14 protein-coding genes are annotated in these 14,769 nt (G+C 69.9%); 11 read left to right on the top strand and 3 right to left on the bottom strand.

Features of this window, described 5'->3' with window-relative positions; genetic code table 11:
- Positions 1-19 precede the first annotated feature (19 nt).
- Genes LRM40_RS13010 through LRM40_RS12990 form a run of 5 tightly spaced genes read left to right on the top strand, consistent with a single transcriptional unit; the run spans position 20 to position 3,920 of the window.
- Positions 20-409 (top strand): FliO/MopB family protein, encoded by a 390-nt coding sequence (locus LRM40_RS13010; protein ID WP_170288990.1) that lies wholly within the window; start codon positions 20-22, stop codon positions 407-409.
- Complete coding sequence (gene fliP / locus LRM40_RS13005) at positions 396-1,175, top strand: flagellar type III secretion system pore protein FliP (RefSeq protein WP_310734184.1); 780 nt, start codon at positions 396-398, stop codon at positions 1,173-1,175. Before LRM40_RS13010 ends, fliP begins: the two co-directional genes overlap by 14 nt.
- Before the next feature lie 29 nt (positions 1,176-1,204).
- Complete coding sequence (gene fliQ / locus LRM40_RS13000; protein ID WP_022982809.1) at positions 1,205-1,477, top strand: flagellar biosynthesis protein FliQ; 273 nt, start codon at positions 1,205-1,207, stop codon at positions 1,475-1,477.
- Positions 1,474-2,238: a flagellar biosynthetic protein FliR gene (gene fliR / locus LRM40_RS12995; protein ID WP_151125907.1), complete on the top strand. Its 765-nt coding sequence runs from the start codon at positions 1,474-1,476 to the stop codon at positions 2,236-2,238. Before fliQ ends, fliR begins: the two co-directional genes overlap by 4 nt.
- A 38-nt stretch (positions 2,239-2,276) precedes the next feature.
- Positions 2,277-3,920 (top strand): response regulator, encoded by a 1,644-nt coding sequence (locus LRM40_RS12990; RefSeq protein WP_151125906.1) that lies wholly within the window; start codon positions 2,277-2,279, stop codon positions 3,918-3,920.
- Between the two features lie 15 nt (positions 3,921-3,935).
- Here LRM40_RS12990 and LRM40_RS12985 read toward each other — a convergent pair whose 3' ends face one another.
- Positions 3,936-5,600, bottom strand: coding sequence for an alkaline phosphatase D family protein (locus LRM40_RS12985; protein WP_151125905.1), 1,665 nt, complete (start codon positions 5,598-5,600; stop codon positions 3,936-3,938).
- Positions 5,601-5,777: 177 nt separating this feature from the next.
- On the opposite strand from LRM40_RS12985, the gene flhB reads away from it, so the two are divergent.
- The 6 genes from flhB (at position 5,778) to LRM40_RS12955 (ending at position 13,779) form a co-directional block, all read left to right on the top strand.
- On the top strand, positions 5,778-6,917 hold the full coding sequence (gene flhB / locus LRM40_RS12980; RefSeq protein WP_151125904.1) for a flagellar biosynthesis protein FlhB: 1,140 nt from the start codon (positions 5,778-5,780) through the stop codon (positions 6,915-6,917).
- Positions 6,914-9,001: a flagellar biosynthesis protein FlhA gene (gene flhA / locus LRM40_RS12975; protein WP_151125903.1), complete on the top strand. Its 2,088-nt coding sequence runs from the start codon at positions 6,914-6,916 to the stop codon at positions 8,999-9,001. Before flhB ends, flhA begins: the two co-directional genes overlap by 4 nt.
- Positions 8,998-10,575, top strand: coding sequence for a flagellar biosynthesis GTPase FlhF (gene flhF, locus LRM40_RS12970; RefSeq protein WP_231067542.1), 1,578 nt, complete (start codon positions 8,998-9,000; stop codon positions 10,573-10,575). The genes flhA and flhF overlap by 4 nt, the downstream gene beginning before the upstream one ends.
- A gap of 24 nt (positions 10,576-10,599) precedes the next feature.
- On the top strand, positions 10,600-11,382 hold the full coding sequence (locus LRM40_RS12965) for a P-loop NTPase family protein (RefSeq protein ID WP_151124463.1): 783 nt from the start codon (positions 10,600-10,602) through the stop codon (positions 11,380-11,382).
- A gap of 19 nt (positions 11,383-11,401) precedes the next feature.
- The gene (locus tag LRM40_RS12960) at positions 11,402-12,115 is read left to right on the top strand and encodes an RNA polymerase sigma factor FliA (RefSeq protein ID WP_151124462.1); all 714 of its coding nucleotides are present in this window, start codon (positions 11,402-11,404) and stop codon (positions 12,113-12,115) included.
- Positions 12,116-12,186: 71 nt separating this feature from the next.
- A complete protein-coding gene (locus tag LRM40_RS12955) occupies positions 12,187-13,779 on the top strand; it encodes a methyl-accepting chemotaxis protein (protein WP_151124461.1) in 1,593 nt (530 codons plus the stop codon).
- Positions 13,780-13,915: 136 nt separating this feature from the next.
- Here LRM40_RS12955 and LRM40_RS12950 read toward each other — a convergent pair whose 3' ends face one another.
- Together LRM40_RS12950 and flgM are read right to left on the bottom strand one after the other, a co-directional pair.
- The gene (locus LRM40_RS12950) at positions 13,916-14,311 is read right to left on the bottom strand and encodes a hypothetical protein (protein WP_231067541.1); all 396 of its coding nucleotides are present in this window, start codon (positions 14,309-14,311) and stop codon (positions 13,916-13,918) included.
- A gap of 87 nt (positions 14,312-14,398) precedes the next feature.
- Positions 14,399-14,710: a flagellar biosynthesis anti-sigma factor FlgM gene (flgM, locus tag LRM40_RS12945; protein ID WP_151124459.1), complete on the bottom strand. Its 312-nt coding sequence runs from the start codon at positions 14,708-14,710 to the stop codon at positions 14,399-14,401.
- Between the last annotated feature and the right edge of the window lie 59 nt (positions 14,711-14,769).

Genomic DNA, 14,769 nt, shown 5'->3' with positions numbered 1-14,769 from the left:
ACCCCTCGCCATGAACCCGATGACCTCTTCCCTCTGGCCGCTGCTGGCCTTTCTGCTGGTGGTGGCGCTGATCCCGCTGGCCCTGTGGCTGATGCGCCGCAGCGGCATCGCCGGCACCGGCCAGCCCGGGCTGATGCGCACCGTCTCCAGCCTGGCCCTGTCGCCCTCGCAGAAGGTGGTGGTGGTGGAGCTGGGGCAGGGCACCGGCGCCAAGTGGCTGGTGCTGGGCGTGAGCGCCGAGCGCATCACCGCCCTGCACACGCTGGACACCCCGCTGAGCCTGCCCACCGGCGAACTGGCCCAGCCCCAGGCGGTCACCGTGCAGCAGCTGATCCAGCGCTGGCGCCAGCCGCGTCAGGGCGGCTCGGGCGGCGTGGGTGGTCTGGGAGGCCAAGATGGCCAGCACTGAACGTCGCCGCATGGCGCTGCGCCTGGGCCTGGCCGGCCTGGGCCTGCTGGCCCTGTGCCTGCCCGCCGCCGCCCAGGTGACGCCGCCCAGCGGCCCCGTGCTGCCCCTGATGGTGGGGCAGGGCGGCAGCGGCACCAGCTACTCGGTGCCCATCCAGACCCTGCTGTTCTTCACCGCGCTGTCCTTCCTGCCGGCGGTGCTGCTGCTGATGACGGGCTTCACCCGCATCGTCATCGTGCTGTCCCTGCTGCGCCAGGCCATGGGCACCCAGGCGGCGCCGCCCAACCAGGTGGTGGTGGGCCTGTCGCTGTTCCTGACCTTCTTCGTGATGTCGCCGACGCTGGACAAGGTCTACGAGCAGGCCTGGGCGCCGTACTCGGCCAACCAGATCGACTTCACCGAGGCGCTGCAGCGCGGCCAGGTGCCGATGCGCGCCTTCATGCTCAAGCAGACGCGCCAGTCCGACATGGAGCTGTTCGCCAAGCTGGCCAAGGTGGACGCCAAGGTCAAGGGCGAGGACATGCCCTTCAAGGTCATCGTGCCGGCCTTCGTCACCAGCGAGCTCAAGACGGCCTTCCAGATCGGCTTCCTGATCTTCGTGCCCTTCCTGATCATCGACATGATCGTCGCCAGCGTGCTGATGAGCCTGGGGATGATGATGCTCTCGCCGGTGCTGGTGGCCCTGCCGTTCAAGCTCATGCTCTTCGTGCTGGCCGACGGCTGGAACCTGCTGCTGGGCTCGCTGGCTGCCAGCTTCGCCCAATGAACTGAACCCGGTCGAACCAAGGACTTCCCATGGACGCCACCCAGGTCTTCACCATCGGCCAGCACGGCCTGCTGATGCTGTTGCAGGTCTCCGCCCCGATGCTCATCGTGGTGCTCGTCGTCGGCGTGCTGGTCAGCGTGTTCCAGGCCGCCACCTCGATCAACGAGGCCACGCTCACCTTCGTGCCCAAGCTGCTGGCGGCCGTGGCCGTGATGGCGGTGGCCGGCCCCTGGATGCTCAACCAGCTGGTCGACTACCTGCGCAGCATGCTGCTGTCCATTCCCCTGGCCGCAGGCGGATGATCTCCTTCTCCGAAGCCCAGATCCTGGCGTGGGTCACGCCGGTGCTCTGGCCCTTCCTGCGGGTGCTGGCGCTGTTCCAGATCCTGCCGGTGCTGGGCCAGCGCACCGTGCCTGCGCGGGTGCGGGTGGCGCTGTCCTTTCTGGTGGCGCTCTGCGCCTCCGGGGTGGCGCCGCCGGTGGATCCGGTGCCGCTGGATTCGCCGTTGGCCGTCATGCTGCTGGTCCAGCAGCTGCTCATCGGCCTGAGTCTGGGCTTTGCGGTGCGTCTGGTGTTTGCCGCGGTCGAACTGGCCGGCGAGCTGATCGGCCTGCAGATGGGCATGAACTTCGCCGGCTTCTTCGACCCGGTGATGGCCAGCCAGTCCACCGCGGCCAGCCGCTTCTTCGCCACGCTGGTGAGCTTCCTGTTCATCGTCACCAACGGCCATCTGCGGGTCATCGAGGTGGTGGTGGCCAGCCTGCAGGCCTTCCCGGTCGGCCCCGAGCCCTTCGCCTTCCTGCGGACCGTGCAGCCGCAGACCTGGGGCGCGCAGATCTTCAGCATGGGCCTGTGGATCGCGCTGCCGATGATGGCGGTGATGCTCTTCGTCAACCTGGTGCTGGGCGTGATCGCCCGGGTGGCGCCGCAGTCCAACATCTTCGCCCTGGGGTTCCCCATCACCATCAGCGTGGGCCTGGTGGGCATGATGGCGATGCTGCCCATGCTGGAGTCACCCTTCATGACGACCCTGGGCCGGATGCTCTCGGTCTTCGGGGGCTGAGGCCACCACAAGAACACGGACCCCTGGGAGAACGACGCATGGCCTGGAGCCTGAACAGCTGCACCGCACTGGTGATCGATCCCAGCGCGAATTCCCGCAGCACCCTGTCGGGCCAGCTGCGCGACCTGGGCATTCCCAACGTGGTGCAGTGCAGCAAGCTCTCGGACGCCCGCCGGCGCCTGGAGACCGGGGCCTACGACCTGGTGCTGTGCGAGATGGATTTCCCCGAGGACGGGGGCGGGCGCCGCCACGGCGGGCAGGACCTGCTCGACGAACTGCAGCGGGCCGGGCTGCTGCCCTGGTCCACCATCTTCGTGATGGTCACCGACGAGCGCTCCTACGCCAAGGTGGTCGAGGCGGCCGAGTCCTCGCTGGACGCCTATCTGCTCAAGCCCTTCACCACCCAGGTGTTGCGCGAGCGGGTGCTCAATGCCCACCGCCGCCGGGTGGAGCTCGAACAGATCTACCTGGCCATGGACGGCGACCGCATGGACGAGGCCGTGGCCCTGTGCCGCCAGCGCTTCGAGAGCCGCGGCCCCTTCTGGCGCTATGCCACCCGGCTGGGCATTGAGCTGATGATGCGTCTGGGCCGCCACGAGCCGGCCCTGGCCTGGCTGGACGAACTGCTGGCCGAGCAGCCGCTGGCCTGGGCCCGGCTGGACAAGGTGCGCTGCCTGCAGGCCCGCCATCAGGCCGGTGCTGCCATGCAGCAGCTCAAGGCCCTGATCGAGGGCGACCCCGGCTGCGTCGATGCCCAGGATCTGCTGGGCCGCACCTGGCTGGGCCAGGGCCGGCTGAGCGACGCGCTGGAGGCCTTCACCCGCGCCGCCACGCTGACGCCGGGCGACCTGCGCCGCCAGCAGCGCCTGGGCATGCTGTCCTGCTACCTGGGCGACTGGGCCGGGGGCACCCGGGCCCTGGAGCGGGTGCGGGCCATGGGCGCCACGTCCAAGTCCTTCGATGACCAGAGCATGGTGCTGCTGGCGGTGTCGTGCTTTCGCCAGCGCGACAGCAAGGCCCTGGGCCGCGCCGTGGTCGCCCTGCAGCAGACCCTGGACGCCGCACCGGAGGAGGCCCGGGCCCGCCGCCACCTGGCCCTGGGCCGCACGCTGGACCGCCTGCTGCAACGCCAGCCCGAGGCGGCCGTGGCGGCGCTGGCCGAACTGGCCGCCGACCGACTGGAGCCCGACTTCGACCTGGAGGCCGGCTGGAACCTGCTGACCGGGCTGGCGGCCACCGCCCACGAGAACCTGGAGCTGGCCGAGGCCCCGACCTGGGTGCGGGAGGTGGGGCTGCGCTTCATGGGCTCGCGCACCGCGGCCGAGCTGCTGACCCCCACGGTGGCGGCCGTGCCGGCCTGGGCCGAGGCGCTGCAGGCCGCCCAGACCGAGTTGTCCGACACCACCGAACAGGCCCTGCGCCACAGCGCCGCGGGGGATCCGCAGACCGCCGTGGCCACCCTGCTGGCCCAGGCCGAGCGCACGCTCAGCGCCCGCCTGCTGGACACCGCCCGCGGCGTGATCGGCCGCGATGCCGAGCAGCTGGGCGAGCTGAGCGTCATCCAGGCCCGGGTGCGGGAAGTGGCCCGCCGCGTGGGCAGCCACGCCGGCGGCCTGCCGCCCGGCCTGGGCGAGCAGAGCCGCCAGGGCATCCGCCTGCGGGTGGACGCCGCCCGCGGCTGAGCCGCGGGATGCGCCTCAGGGGGCCGGCGCCGGCGGGTTGACCACGGGCGTGCTGGGGCTGCCGGCGCTCAGGTGGGCCGCGCCGTCCATCACCTGCCAGACCGCGCTGAGCGTCTGGGTCGTGTCCGGGCTCTCCACCGTCGCCAGGCTCCAGAACTCGGTGGACAGGCGCTGTGGCGTCACGTCCAGCAGCATGTAGCCGTGGTGCAGCAGGTCCACATGCTTGAAGTGCGGGTTCTGGCTCTTGGCCAGCTGGGTCAGCGTGCCGTCCGGGTCGGGGATGCCGGCCGAGGTCACCGAGGTGGCCACGAACTCCACCGCCACCGAGCCGGCACCGCTGCGCGGGTTGTAGCCACCGCTGGCCACGTCCGGGTTGTTCGGGTCCGGCGTCAGGTCGGCCGCCCAGGCGCTGTGGATGTCGCCGGTCAGGATGACCGCATTGCGCACGGCCGCGCCGCCGTCGGTGCCGCCCAGGGCGGCGAAGATGCGGTCGCGCGCGGGCTGGTAGCCGTCCCACTGGTCGTCGTTGAGGAACACGCCGCCGCCCTCGGCGTTGGTGGCGCCCTTGACCTTGAGCTGGGCGAACATCACGCCCTGGCCGATCACCCGCCAGCGCGCGCCGGAGCTGCGCAGGCCCTGGATCAGCCACTGCTCTTCCTCGCTGCCCAGCAGGCTGCGGGCGGGGTCCAGGTAGCTGCCGGTCTGGCTGAAGTTGGCCGCGGCGTTGCTCTGGCTGACCTGCTCGCTGCGGGCGTTCAGGCGCTCCTCCAGCATGAACAGGTCCACCAGATTGCCCACCGAGACCTGGCGGTTGTTGCGCCGGGGGTTGCTCGGGTCCTGCCGGCGCACCGGCATCCACTCGTAATAGGCCTGCAGGGCCCCGGCCACCCGGGTGGCCCAGTCGCCCTCGGTGGCGGGCTGGTGGTTCTCGGCGCCGCCCTGCCAGGCGTTGTTGGCGGTCTCGTGGTCGTCCCAGATGGCCACCAGCGGGTGCTGGCGCTGCATTTCCTGCAGGTCCGGGTCGCGCTTGTACTGGGCGTGGCGGGTGCGGTAGTCGCTCAGGCTGACCGCCTCGTTGGACGGTTCGCAGGGCCGCACAGTGCCGTACTGGCCGGTGCCGTACTCGTAGATGTAGTCGCCCAGGTGGATGACCAGGTCCAGGTCGCTGCGCTGGGCGATGCAGCGGTAGGCGTTGAAGTAGCCGGCCGCGAAGTTCGAGCAGCTCACCACCGCCATGCGCAGGCGGTCCACGCTGCCCACCGGCAGCGTGCGGGTGCGGCCGATGGCCGAGAACTTCTGCTTGAACTGGAAGCGGTAGTAGTAGGTGGTGCCGGGCTGCAGGCCCTTGGCGTCCACGTGCACGGTGTAGTCCACGTCCACGCTGGTGCTGAACTTGCCGCTGCGCACCACCTGGGTCAGGGCCGGGTCGGTGGCCACCACGTAGAAGCCGTGGATGTCCTCCTTGGGGTTCTGCGGCGTCACCCGGGTCCAGAGCATCACCCGGTCGGACAGCGGATCGCCGCTGGCCACGCCGTGCTGGAAGGGCTGGTGGCCGGCCTCGGCACCCAGGGGCAGGGCGGCGGCGCTGGCCACCAGGGCGGCGGCACCGCCCGAACGCTTGAAGAACTCGCGGCGGTTCGGCCCGGCCGGAACCGGCCGGAGCTTGGATGGACGTCCCATGAAACTGCTTCCTCCTCGGGGGTGTGGGGTGGACCTCTGCGGGTCGGACTCGCCAGCTTGGGCGGGTGGCTTGACAGTGTGGTGACAAAGCCAGGCCCCAAGTCGGATCACCCGGGCTTTCCCCCCTCTTTTTCGGCTCAAGTTCTAGGGGGGCTCGCGGCACGATAGGCGCCGACCATGGCTGATTCCGCCCAAGACCGCAACTTACCCGCCACCGCGAAACGCCGCCAGCGTGCGCGGGAGGACGGACAGGTCCCTCGTTCGAAGGACCTGGGCCATTTCACGGCCCTGGCCGTCGGCGGCGCGCTGCTGATGGTGCTGGCTCACCCGCTGGCCACCTGGGCCCAGGGCGTGCTGGACGCCGGCCTGCGCTTCGACCGCGAGCGCGCGGTCAACCCCCAGGCCATGAGCGAGCTGTTCTGGCTGCTGGCCATCAAGGCCCTGATGCTGGTCATCCCGATGGGCCTGGTGATGATCGGCGTGGGCATGGCCACCACCATCCTGTCGGGCGGCTGGAACCTCAGCTTCAAGCCCCTGCACCCGAATTTCGGCAAGTTCAACCCCATTGCCGGCATGGGCCGCCTGTTCAACAAGCAGCACATCATCGACGTCGCCAAGATGAGCCTGCTGGCCGGCGCCATCGGCACGGTGGGCTACCAGTACCTGAAGTCCCAGTTCATGGGCATGGTCTCGCTGATGGCGGTGCCCCTGCCCAGCGCCATCGCCCAGATGGGCAGCACCATCGCCATGGGCTTCGGCCTGATGATGCTGGTGGTGGGCGGCTGGGCCCTGATCGACGTGCCGCTGCAGCGCTACCTCTGGCTGGAGCGCCTGAAGATGTCCCGCGAGGAAGTCAAGCAGGAGCACAAGGACGCCGAAGGGAACATGGAGGTCAAGGGCAAGATCAAGCAGAAGATGCGCGAGATGGCCCGCAAGCGCATGCTGGCCGCCGTGCCCCAGGCCGACCTGGTGGTGATGAACCCGACCCACTATGCCGTGGCCCTGCGCTACGACGACGCCTCGATGGGTGCGCCGCGCGTGGTGGCCAAGGGCACCGACCTGCTGGCCCTGAAGATCCGCGACATCGCCCGCGAGGCCAAGGTGCCGGTGCTGCAGGCCCCGCCGCTGGCCCGGGCCCTGTACGCCCATGTCGAACTCGACCACGAGGTGCCGGCCGCGCTGTTCGCCGCCGTCGCCCAGGTGCTGGCCTGGGTCTACCAGCTGCGCGCCCGTGCCGACGTGGCCCCGCCCACGGTGGACGTGCCGCCCGAACTCGACCCCCACAACCAACCCCCTGCCCGCGGAGCCGCTGAATGAACGCGCTGCAGATCCAGCTCAAGACCCTGTTCGGCGAGAACGCCGCGATGATCAAGGCGCTGATGGCGCCGATCTTCATCATCATGGTGCTGGCCATGATGGTGCTGCCGCTGCCGCCCTTCGCGCTCGACCTGTTCTTCACCTTCAACATCGCGATGTCGCTGATGGTCATGCTGGTCTCGGCCAACATGGTCAAGCCGCTGGACTTCAGCGCCTTCCCGACGGTGCTGCTGATCACCACCCTGCTGCGCCTGTCGCTGAACGTGGCCTCCGCCCGGGTGGTGCTGATGAACGGCCACACCGGCACCGGCGCGGCCGGCAAGGTGATCGAGGCCTTCGGCCACTTCCTGATCGGCGGCAACTTCGCGGTCGGTCTGATCGTCTTCGCCATCCTGGTGGTCATCAACTTCGTGGTGGTGACCAAGGGCGCCGAGCGCATCGCCGAAGTCGGCGCGCGCTTCACCCTGGATGCGATGCCCGGCAAGCAGATGGCCATCGACGCCGACCTGAACGCCGGCCTGATCAACGAGGACGAGGCCAAGAAGCGCCGCGCCGAGGTGGGCGAGGAAGCCGACTTCTTCGGCTCCATGGACGGTGCCAGCAAGTTCGTGCGCGGCGACGCCATGGCCGGCATGCTGATCCTGGTGATCAACATCGTGGGCGGTTTCGTCATCGGCGTGGCCCAGCACGGCCTGTCGGTGTCCGAGGCGGCCAGCTCCTACATCCTGCTGGCCGTCGGTGACGCGCTGGTCGCCCAGATTCCCGGCCTCTTGATCTCGGTGGCCGCCGCCATGGTGGTCTCGCGCGTGGGCAGCGACGTGGACTCGGGCACCCAGATCCGCAGCCAGATCTTCAATTCACCCCGCGCCCTGGGCCTGACCGCCGGCATCATCGGCCTGCTGGGCCTGATCCCGGGCATGCCCAACATCGTCTTCCTGCTGATGTCCAGCCTGATCGGCTATTACGCCTGGTGGCTGTCCAAGAAGCAGAAGGAAGAGGCCGCCCGACCCGAGCAGCCCAAGGTGGAGGAGCCCAAGCCGGCCAATGCCGAGGCCAGCTGGGACGACCTGCAGCCGGTGGACACCCTGGGCCTGGAGGTGGGTTACCGCCTGATCACCCTGGTGGACAAGACTCGCCAGGGCGATCTGCTCAGCCGCATCAAGGGCGTGCGCAAGAAGTTCGCCCAGGAGGTGGGCTTCCTGCCGCCCTCGGTGCACATCCGCGACAACCTGGATTTGAAGCCCAGCGCCTACCGGGTGCTGCTGCGCGGCGCCGTGATCGGCGAGGGCGAGGCCTTCCCCGGCATGTACCTGGCCATCAACCCCGGTGGCGGGGCGCCCCAGCTGCCCGGCACGAAGACCATCGACCCGGCCTTCGGCCTGCCGGCGGTGTGGATCGAGGAACGCCAGAAGGAGCAGGCCCAAATGGCCGGATTTACGGTCGTTGATTGCTCGACCGTGGTGGCCACGCACCTCTCACACTTGATGCAAATGAATGCGGCCAAGCTGCTGGGTCGGACCGAGACCCAGGCCCTGGTCGAACATGTGACAAAACTGGCTCCCAAGCTGATGGAAGACGTGGTGCCCAAGATGGTCGGGATCGCAACGCTGCAAAAAGTGCTCCAGCTGCTGCTGGACGAAGGCGTGCACGTCCGCGACTTCCGCGGCATCGTCGAATGCCTGGCCGAGAACGCCCAGGTGAACGACCCGGCCGAGCTGGCCGCCCGGGTGCGGGTGCAGCTGGCCCCGGCCATCGTGCAGCAGATCTACGGCCCGGTGAAGGAACTGGACGTGATCGCCCTGGAGCCCGAACTCGAACGGCTGGTCGGCCAGGCGCTGATGTCGCCGCACGGCCCCGCGCTGGACCCCGGCGTGGCCGACACCCTGACCCGCCAGGCCGCCGACAGCGCGCGCAAGCAGGAGAACCTGGGCCACCCGGCCTGCCTGCTGGTGCCCGATGCGCTGCGCGCCCCCCTGGCCCGACTGTTGAAGCGCGCGGCGCCCCGTCTGCGGGTGCTGTCGCACAGCGAGATTCCTGAGACCCATTCGATCCGGATCGGCTCGATCATCGGAGGCACGGCATGAACGTCAAGCGATTTACCGCGCGCACCTCGCGCGAGGCCTTTGCCCTGGTCCGCCAGGCCTTTGGCGAAGACGCCGTGGTCCTGTCCACCAAACCCTGCGCCGAAGGCGTGGAGGTGCTGGCGATGGCGCCTGAAGCGGTCAATCAGCTGGAAAAGGTGGCCAGCCCCACCGCCACGCCGGCCCGCGCCGGCCGGGGCGAGAGCCTGGCGGCCCGTGCCGAGCGCCAGCAGGCCGACCGCCCCGGTGCCGCCCAGCGCCGCCTGGCCGACCGCGTGCCGCCCGAGGCGATGGAAGGCGGCGTGGACGACGACGTCGAGCGCATGGCCATGAGCACGCTGTCCTTCCAGGACTATGTGCGCGACCGCATGCTGCGCCGCCGCCAGGCAGCGCTGGAGGGCGACAAGCCCGCGGCCGGCCGTGAGATGGCCCGTGAAGCCGCCCCGATGATGGACGAGGAGCCGGTGGCCCCGCCGCCGCGCCGTGCCACCGCCCGCCCCGCCGAGCCGCTTCCCGAGCCCGGCCTGGCCGCTCGCGCCGCCGCCCCGCAGCGCCGTGCCCCGGCCCGCCCGCTCAACGACGGCCCGGCCCCCGAACTGCCGGTGCCCACCCTCAGCGACGTGGCCGGCCACGAGCAGATCGACATGGTCCATGAGCTGCGCGCCATGAAGGGCCTGATCGAGGAACGCTTCGGCACCCTGGCCTTCATGGAAAAGCTGCAGCGCGAGCCGCGCCAGGCCCAGCTCTCGCAGAAGCTGATGGACGTGGGCTTCAGCCCGGCCCTGACCCGCAAGCTGCTGGAGGCCCTGCCGGCCACCGCCACCGACGAACTGGCCTGGGCCACCTCGGTGCTGGAGCGCAACCTGCTGACCGACGAGCGCGAACCCGCGCTGGAAGAGAAGGGCGGCGTCTACGCCCTGATCGGCTCCACCGGGGTGGGCAAGACCACCTCCACCGCCAAGCTGGCCGCCGCCTTTGCCACCGCGCACGGCGCCAACCAGCTGGGCCTGATCACCCTGGATGCCTACCGGGTGGGCGCCCACGAGCAGCTGCGCGCCTATGGCCGCATCCTGGGCGTGCCGGTGCACACCGCACACGACCGCGCCTCGCTGGAAGACCTGCTGGACCTGCTCTCGGGCAAGAAGATGGTGCTGATCGACACCGCCGGCATGGCCCAGCGCGACAGCCGCTGCCGCGAGCTGCTGGACATGCTCTCGCACCGTTCGATCCAGCGCCTGCTGGTGATCAACGCCGCCGCCCAGGGCGAGACCCTGGACGACGTGATCACCGCCTGGCGCGCCGCCCAGTGCAAGGGCGTGATCCTCTCCAAGATCGACGAGGCCGTGAAGCTGGCCCCGGCGCTGGACGCCGTGATCCGCCACCGCCTGAAGGTGGTGGGCGTGGCCAACGGCCAGCGCGTGCCCGAAGACTGGCACCGCCTGTCGGCCAATGCGCTGATGCACCGCGCCATGAAGGGCGGCGGCAGCCCGGCCTACCGGGTGGACGTCAACGACGTGCAGCTGGTGCTCTCGGGCATGCAGCGCCAGGCCGCCAGCCTGCAGGGACTTCATTTCTGACGACAGAGCCGGTTGGAGCAGTCAATGACCGCGTTTTCCTCTTCGTTCAAGGGCAGTGACCAGGCCGACGGGCTGCGCCGGCTGTTTGCCGCGCCGCGCCAGCAGATCGTGCCGGTGGCGGCCAACCGCCAGGTGGACTGCGCCGGCGTGCTGCTGGAGCGTCTGAGCCTGGCCTTCTCCAACCTCGGCGCCCATGTCTTCGTGATCGATGCCGCCGACAGTTCGCCCCAGCCGCACGAGCTGGTGGACATCGACCTGCCGAGCTGCATCGAGCGCCTGGGATCGGGCGTGCATTACCTGGCCGCGCGCGGCCTGCCGCGCCGCCACGTCAACACCCGCGGCAGCAGCGAGGCCTGGCTGCAGGCCGTGGCCGAGTGCGTGCCGCAGGCCGACGTGGTGATCGTCCACGCCGAGGCCCGCGACCTGTGCCGCCTGCTGGGCCGGCGCGAGGTGGCGCCGGTGCTGATGAGCGAACTCAGCTCCGAGAGCCTGACCGAGGCCTATGCCGCGATGAAGCTGCTCTCGCAGCGCAGCGGCCTGATGGCCTTCGATCTGCTGGTGGGCATGGCCTCGCGGCCGCGCCGCGCCGAGCGGGTGGCCGACCGCCTGGCCAGCTGTGCCGACAACTTCCTCTCCGCCGTGCTGCGGAGCTGGGCGCCGGTGGACCGCGATCTGCCGATCACCGCGCCCGTGAGCACCGAACTCGAACGCGTCGCGGCCAACCAGCTCACCGGGCTGGAGGGGCATTCCGCACTGAGCCTGCCCGCGGCAGGCGCCGGTCGCGGCCTGGCCCTGGCCCTGGATTGAAAGACGGGAGACCCACACCATGTACACCGCCACAGGTCGCCTCGATTCCGGCACCTTGCTCAAGCAGTACAGCCCGCTGGTGCGCCGCCTGGCCCACCAGATGATCGCCAAGCTCCCGGCCAACGTCGAACTCGACGACCTGATCCAGGTCGGCATGATCGGCCTGAACGATGCGCTGGGCCGCTTCGACATCGCCCAGGGCGTGCAGTTCGAAACCTTCGCCACCCAGCGCATCCGCGGCGCCATGCTCGACGAGCTGCGCGGCAGCGACTGGATGAGCCGGGGCAACCGCAAGCAGCAGCGCGACATCGAGGCCGCGGTGCACAGGCTGGAGCAGAAGCTGGGCCGGGCTCCGCAGGAAAGCGAGATCGCCCAGGAGATGGGTCTGCCGTTGGAGGAGTACCAGGAGATCCTGACCAAGGTGCGCGGCACCCAGCTGGTCTACCTGGAGGACATGTCCGGCGACGAGAGCGGCGACGAGTACCTGGACCGCCATGTGGCCGACGAGGAGGGCAACCCCCTGTCCCTGCTGCAGGACCAGCGCATGCGCATGGCCCTGATCGAGGCGATCAAGAAGCTGCCCGAGCGCGAGCAGTACGTGATGAGCATGTACTACGAGCACGACATGAACCTCAAGGAGATCGCGGCGGTGCTGGGGGTGACCGAATCCCGGGTCTGCCAGCTCCACAGCCAGTCGATCGCCCGGCTGCGCGTCAAGCTGCGCGACTGGTGAGCTGAGGCGGCCTGCGGGCCGCCTCGCTGCATCCGCGCCTCCCTGGCTGTTTTGACGAGAGTCTCCGCCCCATGCAGAACCTCAGCATCAAGCTCCGCATCACGATCGGCATCGGGCTGATCCTTCTCCTGGCCGTGCTCAGCACGGCCAATTCGCTTTGGCAGAACCGGTCGGTCAAGTACGAGTCCGGCGAGGTCAGCGGATCCTGGATCCCGGCCATCGACAACCTGGGACGCATGAAGGGTGACCTGGGGGCGCACTACCTGCTGGTCAGCAACCGCGTCTCGGGCCGGGACAGCCGCGAGGCGGCCGTCTTCGCCCAGGAACTCGAGACCCTGTCCGCCCGGCTGGCCAAGGAAACCGAGGTCTATGCCGCCACGCTGCTGACCTACAACGAGGACAGTGCGGAGCAGGGCCGGCAGGAGAAGGCCCTGTATGCCGATTACCAGACCAAGCGCGACGCCTACCTGAAACTGGCCCAGGCGGCCCTGGTGGCGCTGCGGGGCGGGGCGGACCTGGATGCCGCCGCGCTGGCCAAGAGCGAATTCGCCGACAAGGGCTACGCCGCCTTCGAGCAGGCCTTCGGCGCCATGCAGGCCATCCTGGACTTCAACCTCAAAGGCACGGCCGAGGCGGCCGACGCGGTGCGCGAGAAGGTGGCGCGGGTGGAATACGCCACCCTGGCCGCCCTGGCCGTGATGCTGCTGGTGGGCGGTGCGCTGATGGTGCTGGTGCCGCGCAGCGTGACCGCACCGGTGCAGGAGGCCGTGGTGCTGGCGCGGCGCATCGCCGAGGGCGATCTGACCCACCGCCTGCAAACCGCGCGAGGCGATGAGTTGGGCGAACTGTTGCGCCACCTCTCCGCCATGCAGGACCAGCTGACGCAGGTCGTGTCCCGGGTCCGTCAGGGTTCCGAGGGGGTGGCCACCGCCAGCGCCGAGATCTCCCAGGGCAACCATGACCTGTCGGCCCGCACCGAGCAGCAAGCCAGTGCCCTGGAACAGACGGCTGCCAGCATGGAGGAGCTGGGTTCCACCGTGCGCCACAACGCCGACAGCGCCCGCCAAGCCAGCGCCCTGGCGCAGCAGGCCTCCCAGGTGGCCACCCAGGGCGGCCAGGTGGTGGACCAGGTCGTCTCCACGATGAAGGGCATCCACGCCGCCTCGCAGCGCATCGCCGACATCATCGGGGTGGTCGACGGCATCGCCTTCCAGACCAACATCCTGGCCCTGAACGCGGCGGTCGAAGCGGCCCGCGCCGGGGAGCAGGGCCGCGGCTTCGCGGTGGTGGCCGGCGAGGTGCGCAGTCTGGCCGGTCGCTCCGCCGAGGCCGCGCGCGAGATCAAGCAGCTGATCCAGGACAGCGTCGAGCGGGTGGCCCAGGGCACGACCCTGGCCGACCAGGCCGGCCAGACCATGGGCCAGGTGGTGGGGGCCATCGGCCAGGTGGCCACGCTGGTGGGCGAGATCAGCACCGCCAGCCAGGAGCAGTCCGCCGGCGTGGTGCAGGTGGGCGAGGCCGTCACCCACATGGATCAGAGCACCCAGCAGAACGCGGCCCTGGTCGAGCAGATGGCGGCAGCGGCCAGCTGCCTGCAGGGGCAGGCCCAGGAACTGGTGGGCATCGTGTCCACCTTCAAGCTGGACGCGACGCGGCCGGCCTGAATTCCGTCCCGCCGGGTTACTCCGCCGGCGCCGCTTGCGCCGGCTCTTTCTTTGAGGCGCCTTTGCTCCGGTCGTGGCGCTTCCCAATGCAAACAGCCCGCATTCGCGGGCTGTCGTCGTTCAGGGCGGGGGAGGGTCAGGCCTGGGCCAGGCCACCGCTGCTGCGGCGGGTGGCACCGCCATAGACGGCCACCGGCTCGGCGCTGGGGATCAGCACGTCCAGGGCCCGGTCCAGGGCCTGGCTGGCGCGGGCCACCGCGTCGCGCTGGGCCGCCACCTGGCTGCTGGTGCGCGCCAGGCGGCGACGCAGCACGGGCGGGATGCCGGTCGGCGTGCGGGCGGCCTGGTTGAAGCGATCCACCGCGCGGGACAGGGCGCTGTGCAGTTCGGCGGCGGCCTGTTCGGCGGCGCCGGCGTCCTGCAGCTTCAGGGCCGAGCCCAGGGCGGCCAAGTGTTGCTCGACCTCGGCCACGGTGGCCTCGAGATGGGCCACAGCCTGCAGGGCCTGGGTTTCAGAGGAGGAAGTCATCATGATGATCGGGAAGCCGGCGGTGGTCCGGCCTCAAGGCAGGCAGACAGTGGAAGCGTTGGCGTTGTCCCGGGCTGGCCCGGGTCAGCGTCAGGAGGAGCGGCTGTTGTTCAGCAGTTCCTGCGCGTTGGCGATCATCTTGTCGGCGATCTTGTCGGCGTTCACCTGGAACTTGCCGTCCTTGATCGCCTGGGCGATGCGCGCCACCTTCTCGGCGTCGAACGTGCCGTCCAGCGCGCCGGAGTCACGCAACTGCGAGGCCGCGCTGGACAGGGCCACGGTGGCGCTGTCGCTGCTGTTGCTCTGCGAGGTCGTCGAGGCCTTCTTGGCCGACCCGGTCGCCGAGCGGTCGTTGGTCAGTGTGCTGACCGCGACCTGATGTTCGGGGGAACCGATCTTCATGATGTTCTCCTGCGGGCCCAGCTTTGACGGAGCCCAATGATCCACTTCCGCTTGGGAAC

Origin of the sequence: Ideonella dechloratans, from assembly GCF_021049305.1 — a bacterium.
Classification (GTDB): Bacteria; Pseudomonadota; Gammaproteobacteria; order Burkholderiales; family Burkholderiaceae_C; genus Ideonella; species Ideonella dechloratans.
Note: the sequence above shows the minus strand (reverse complement) of the source record. Positions and strands in the feature narration are given on the sequence as shown.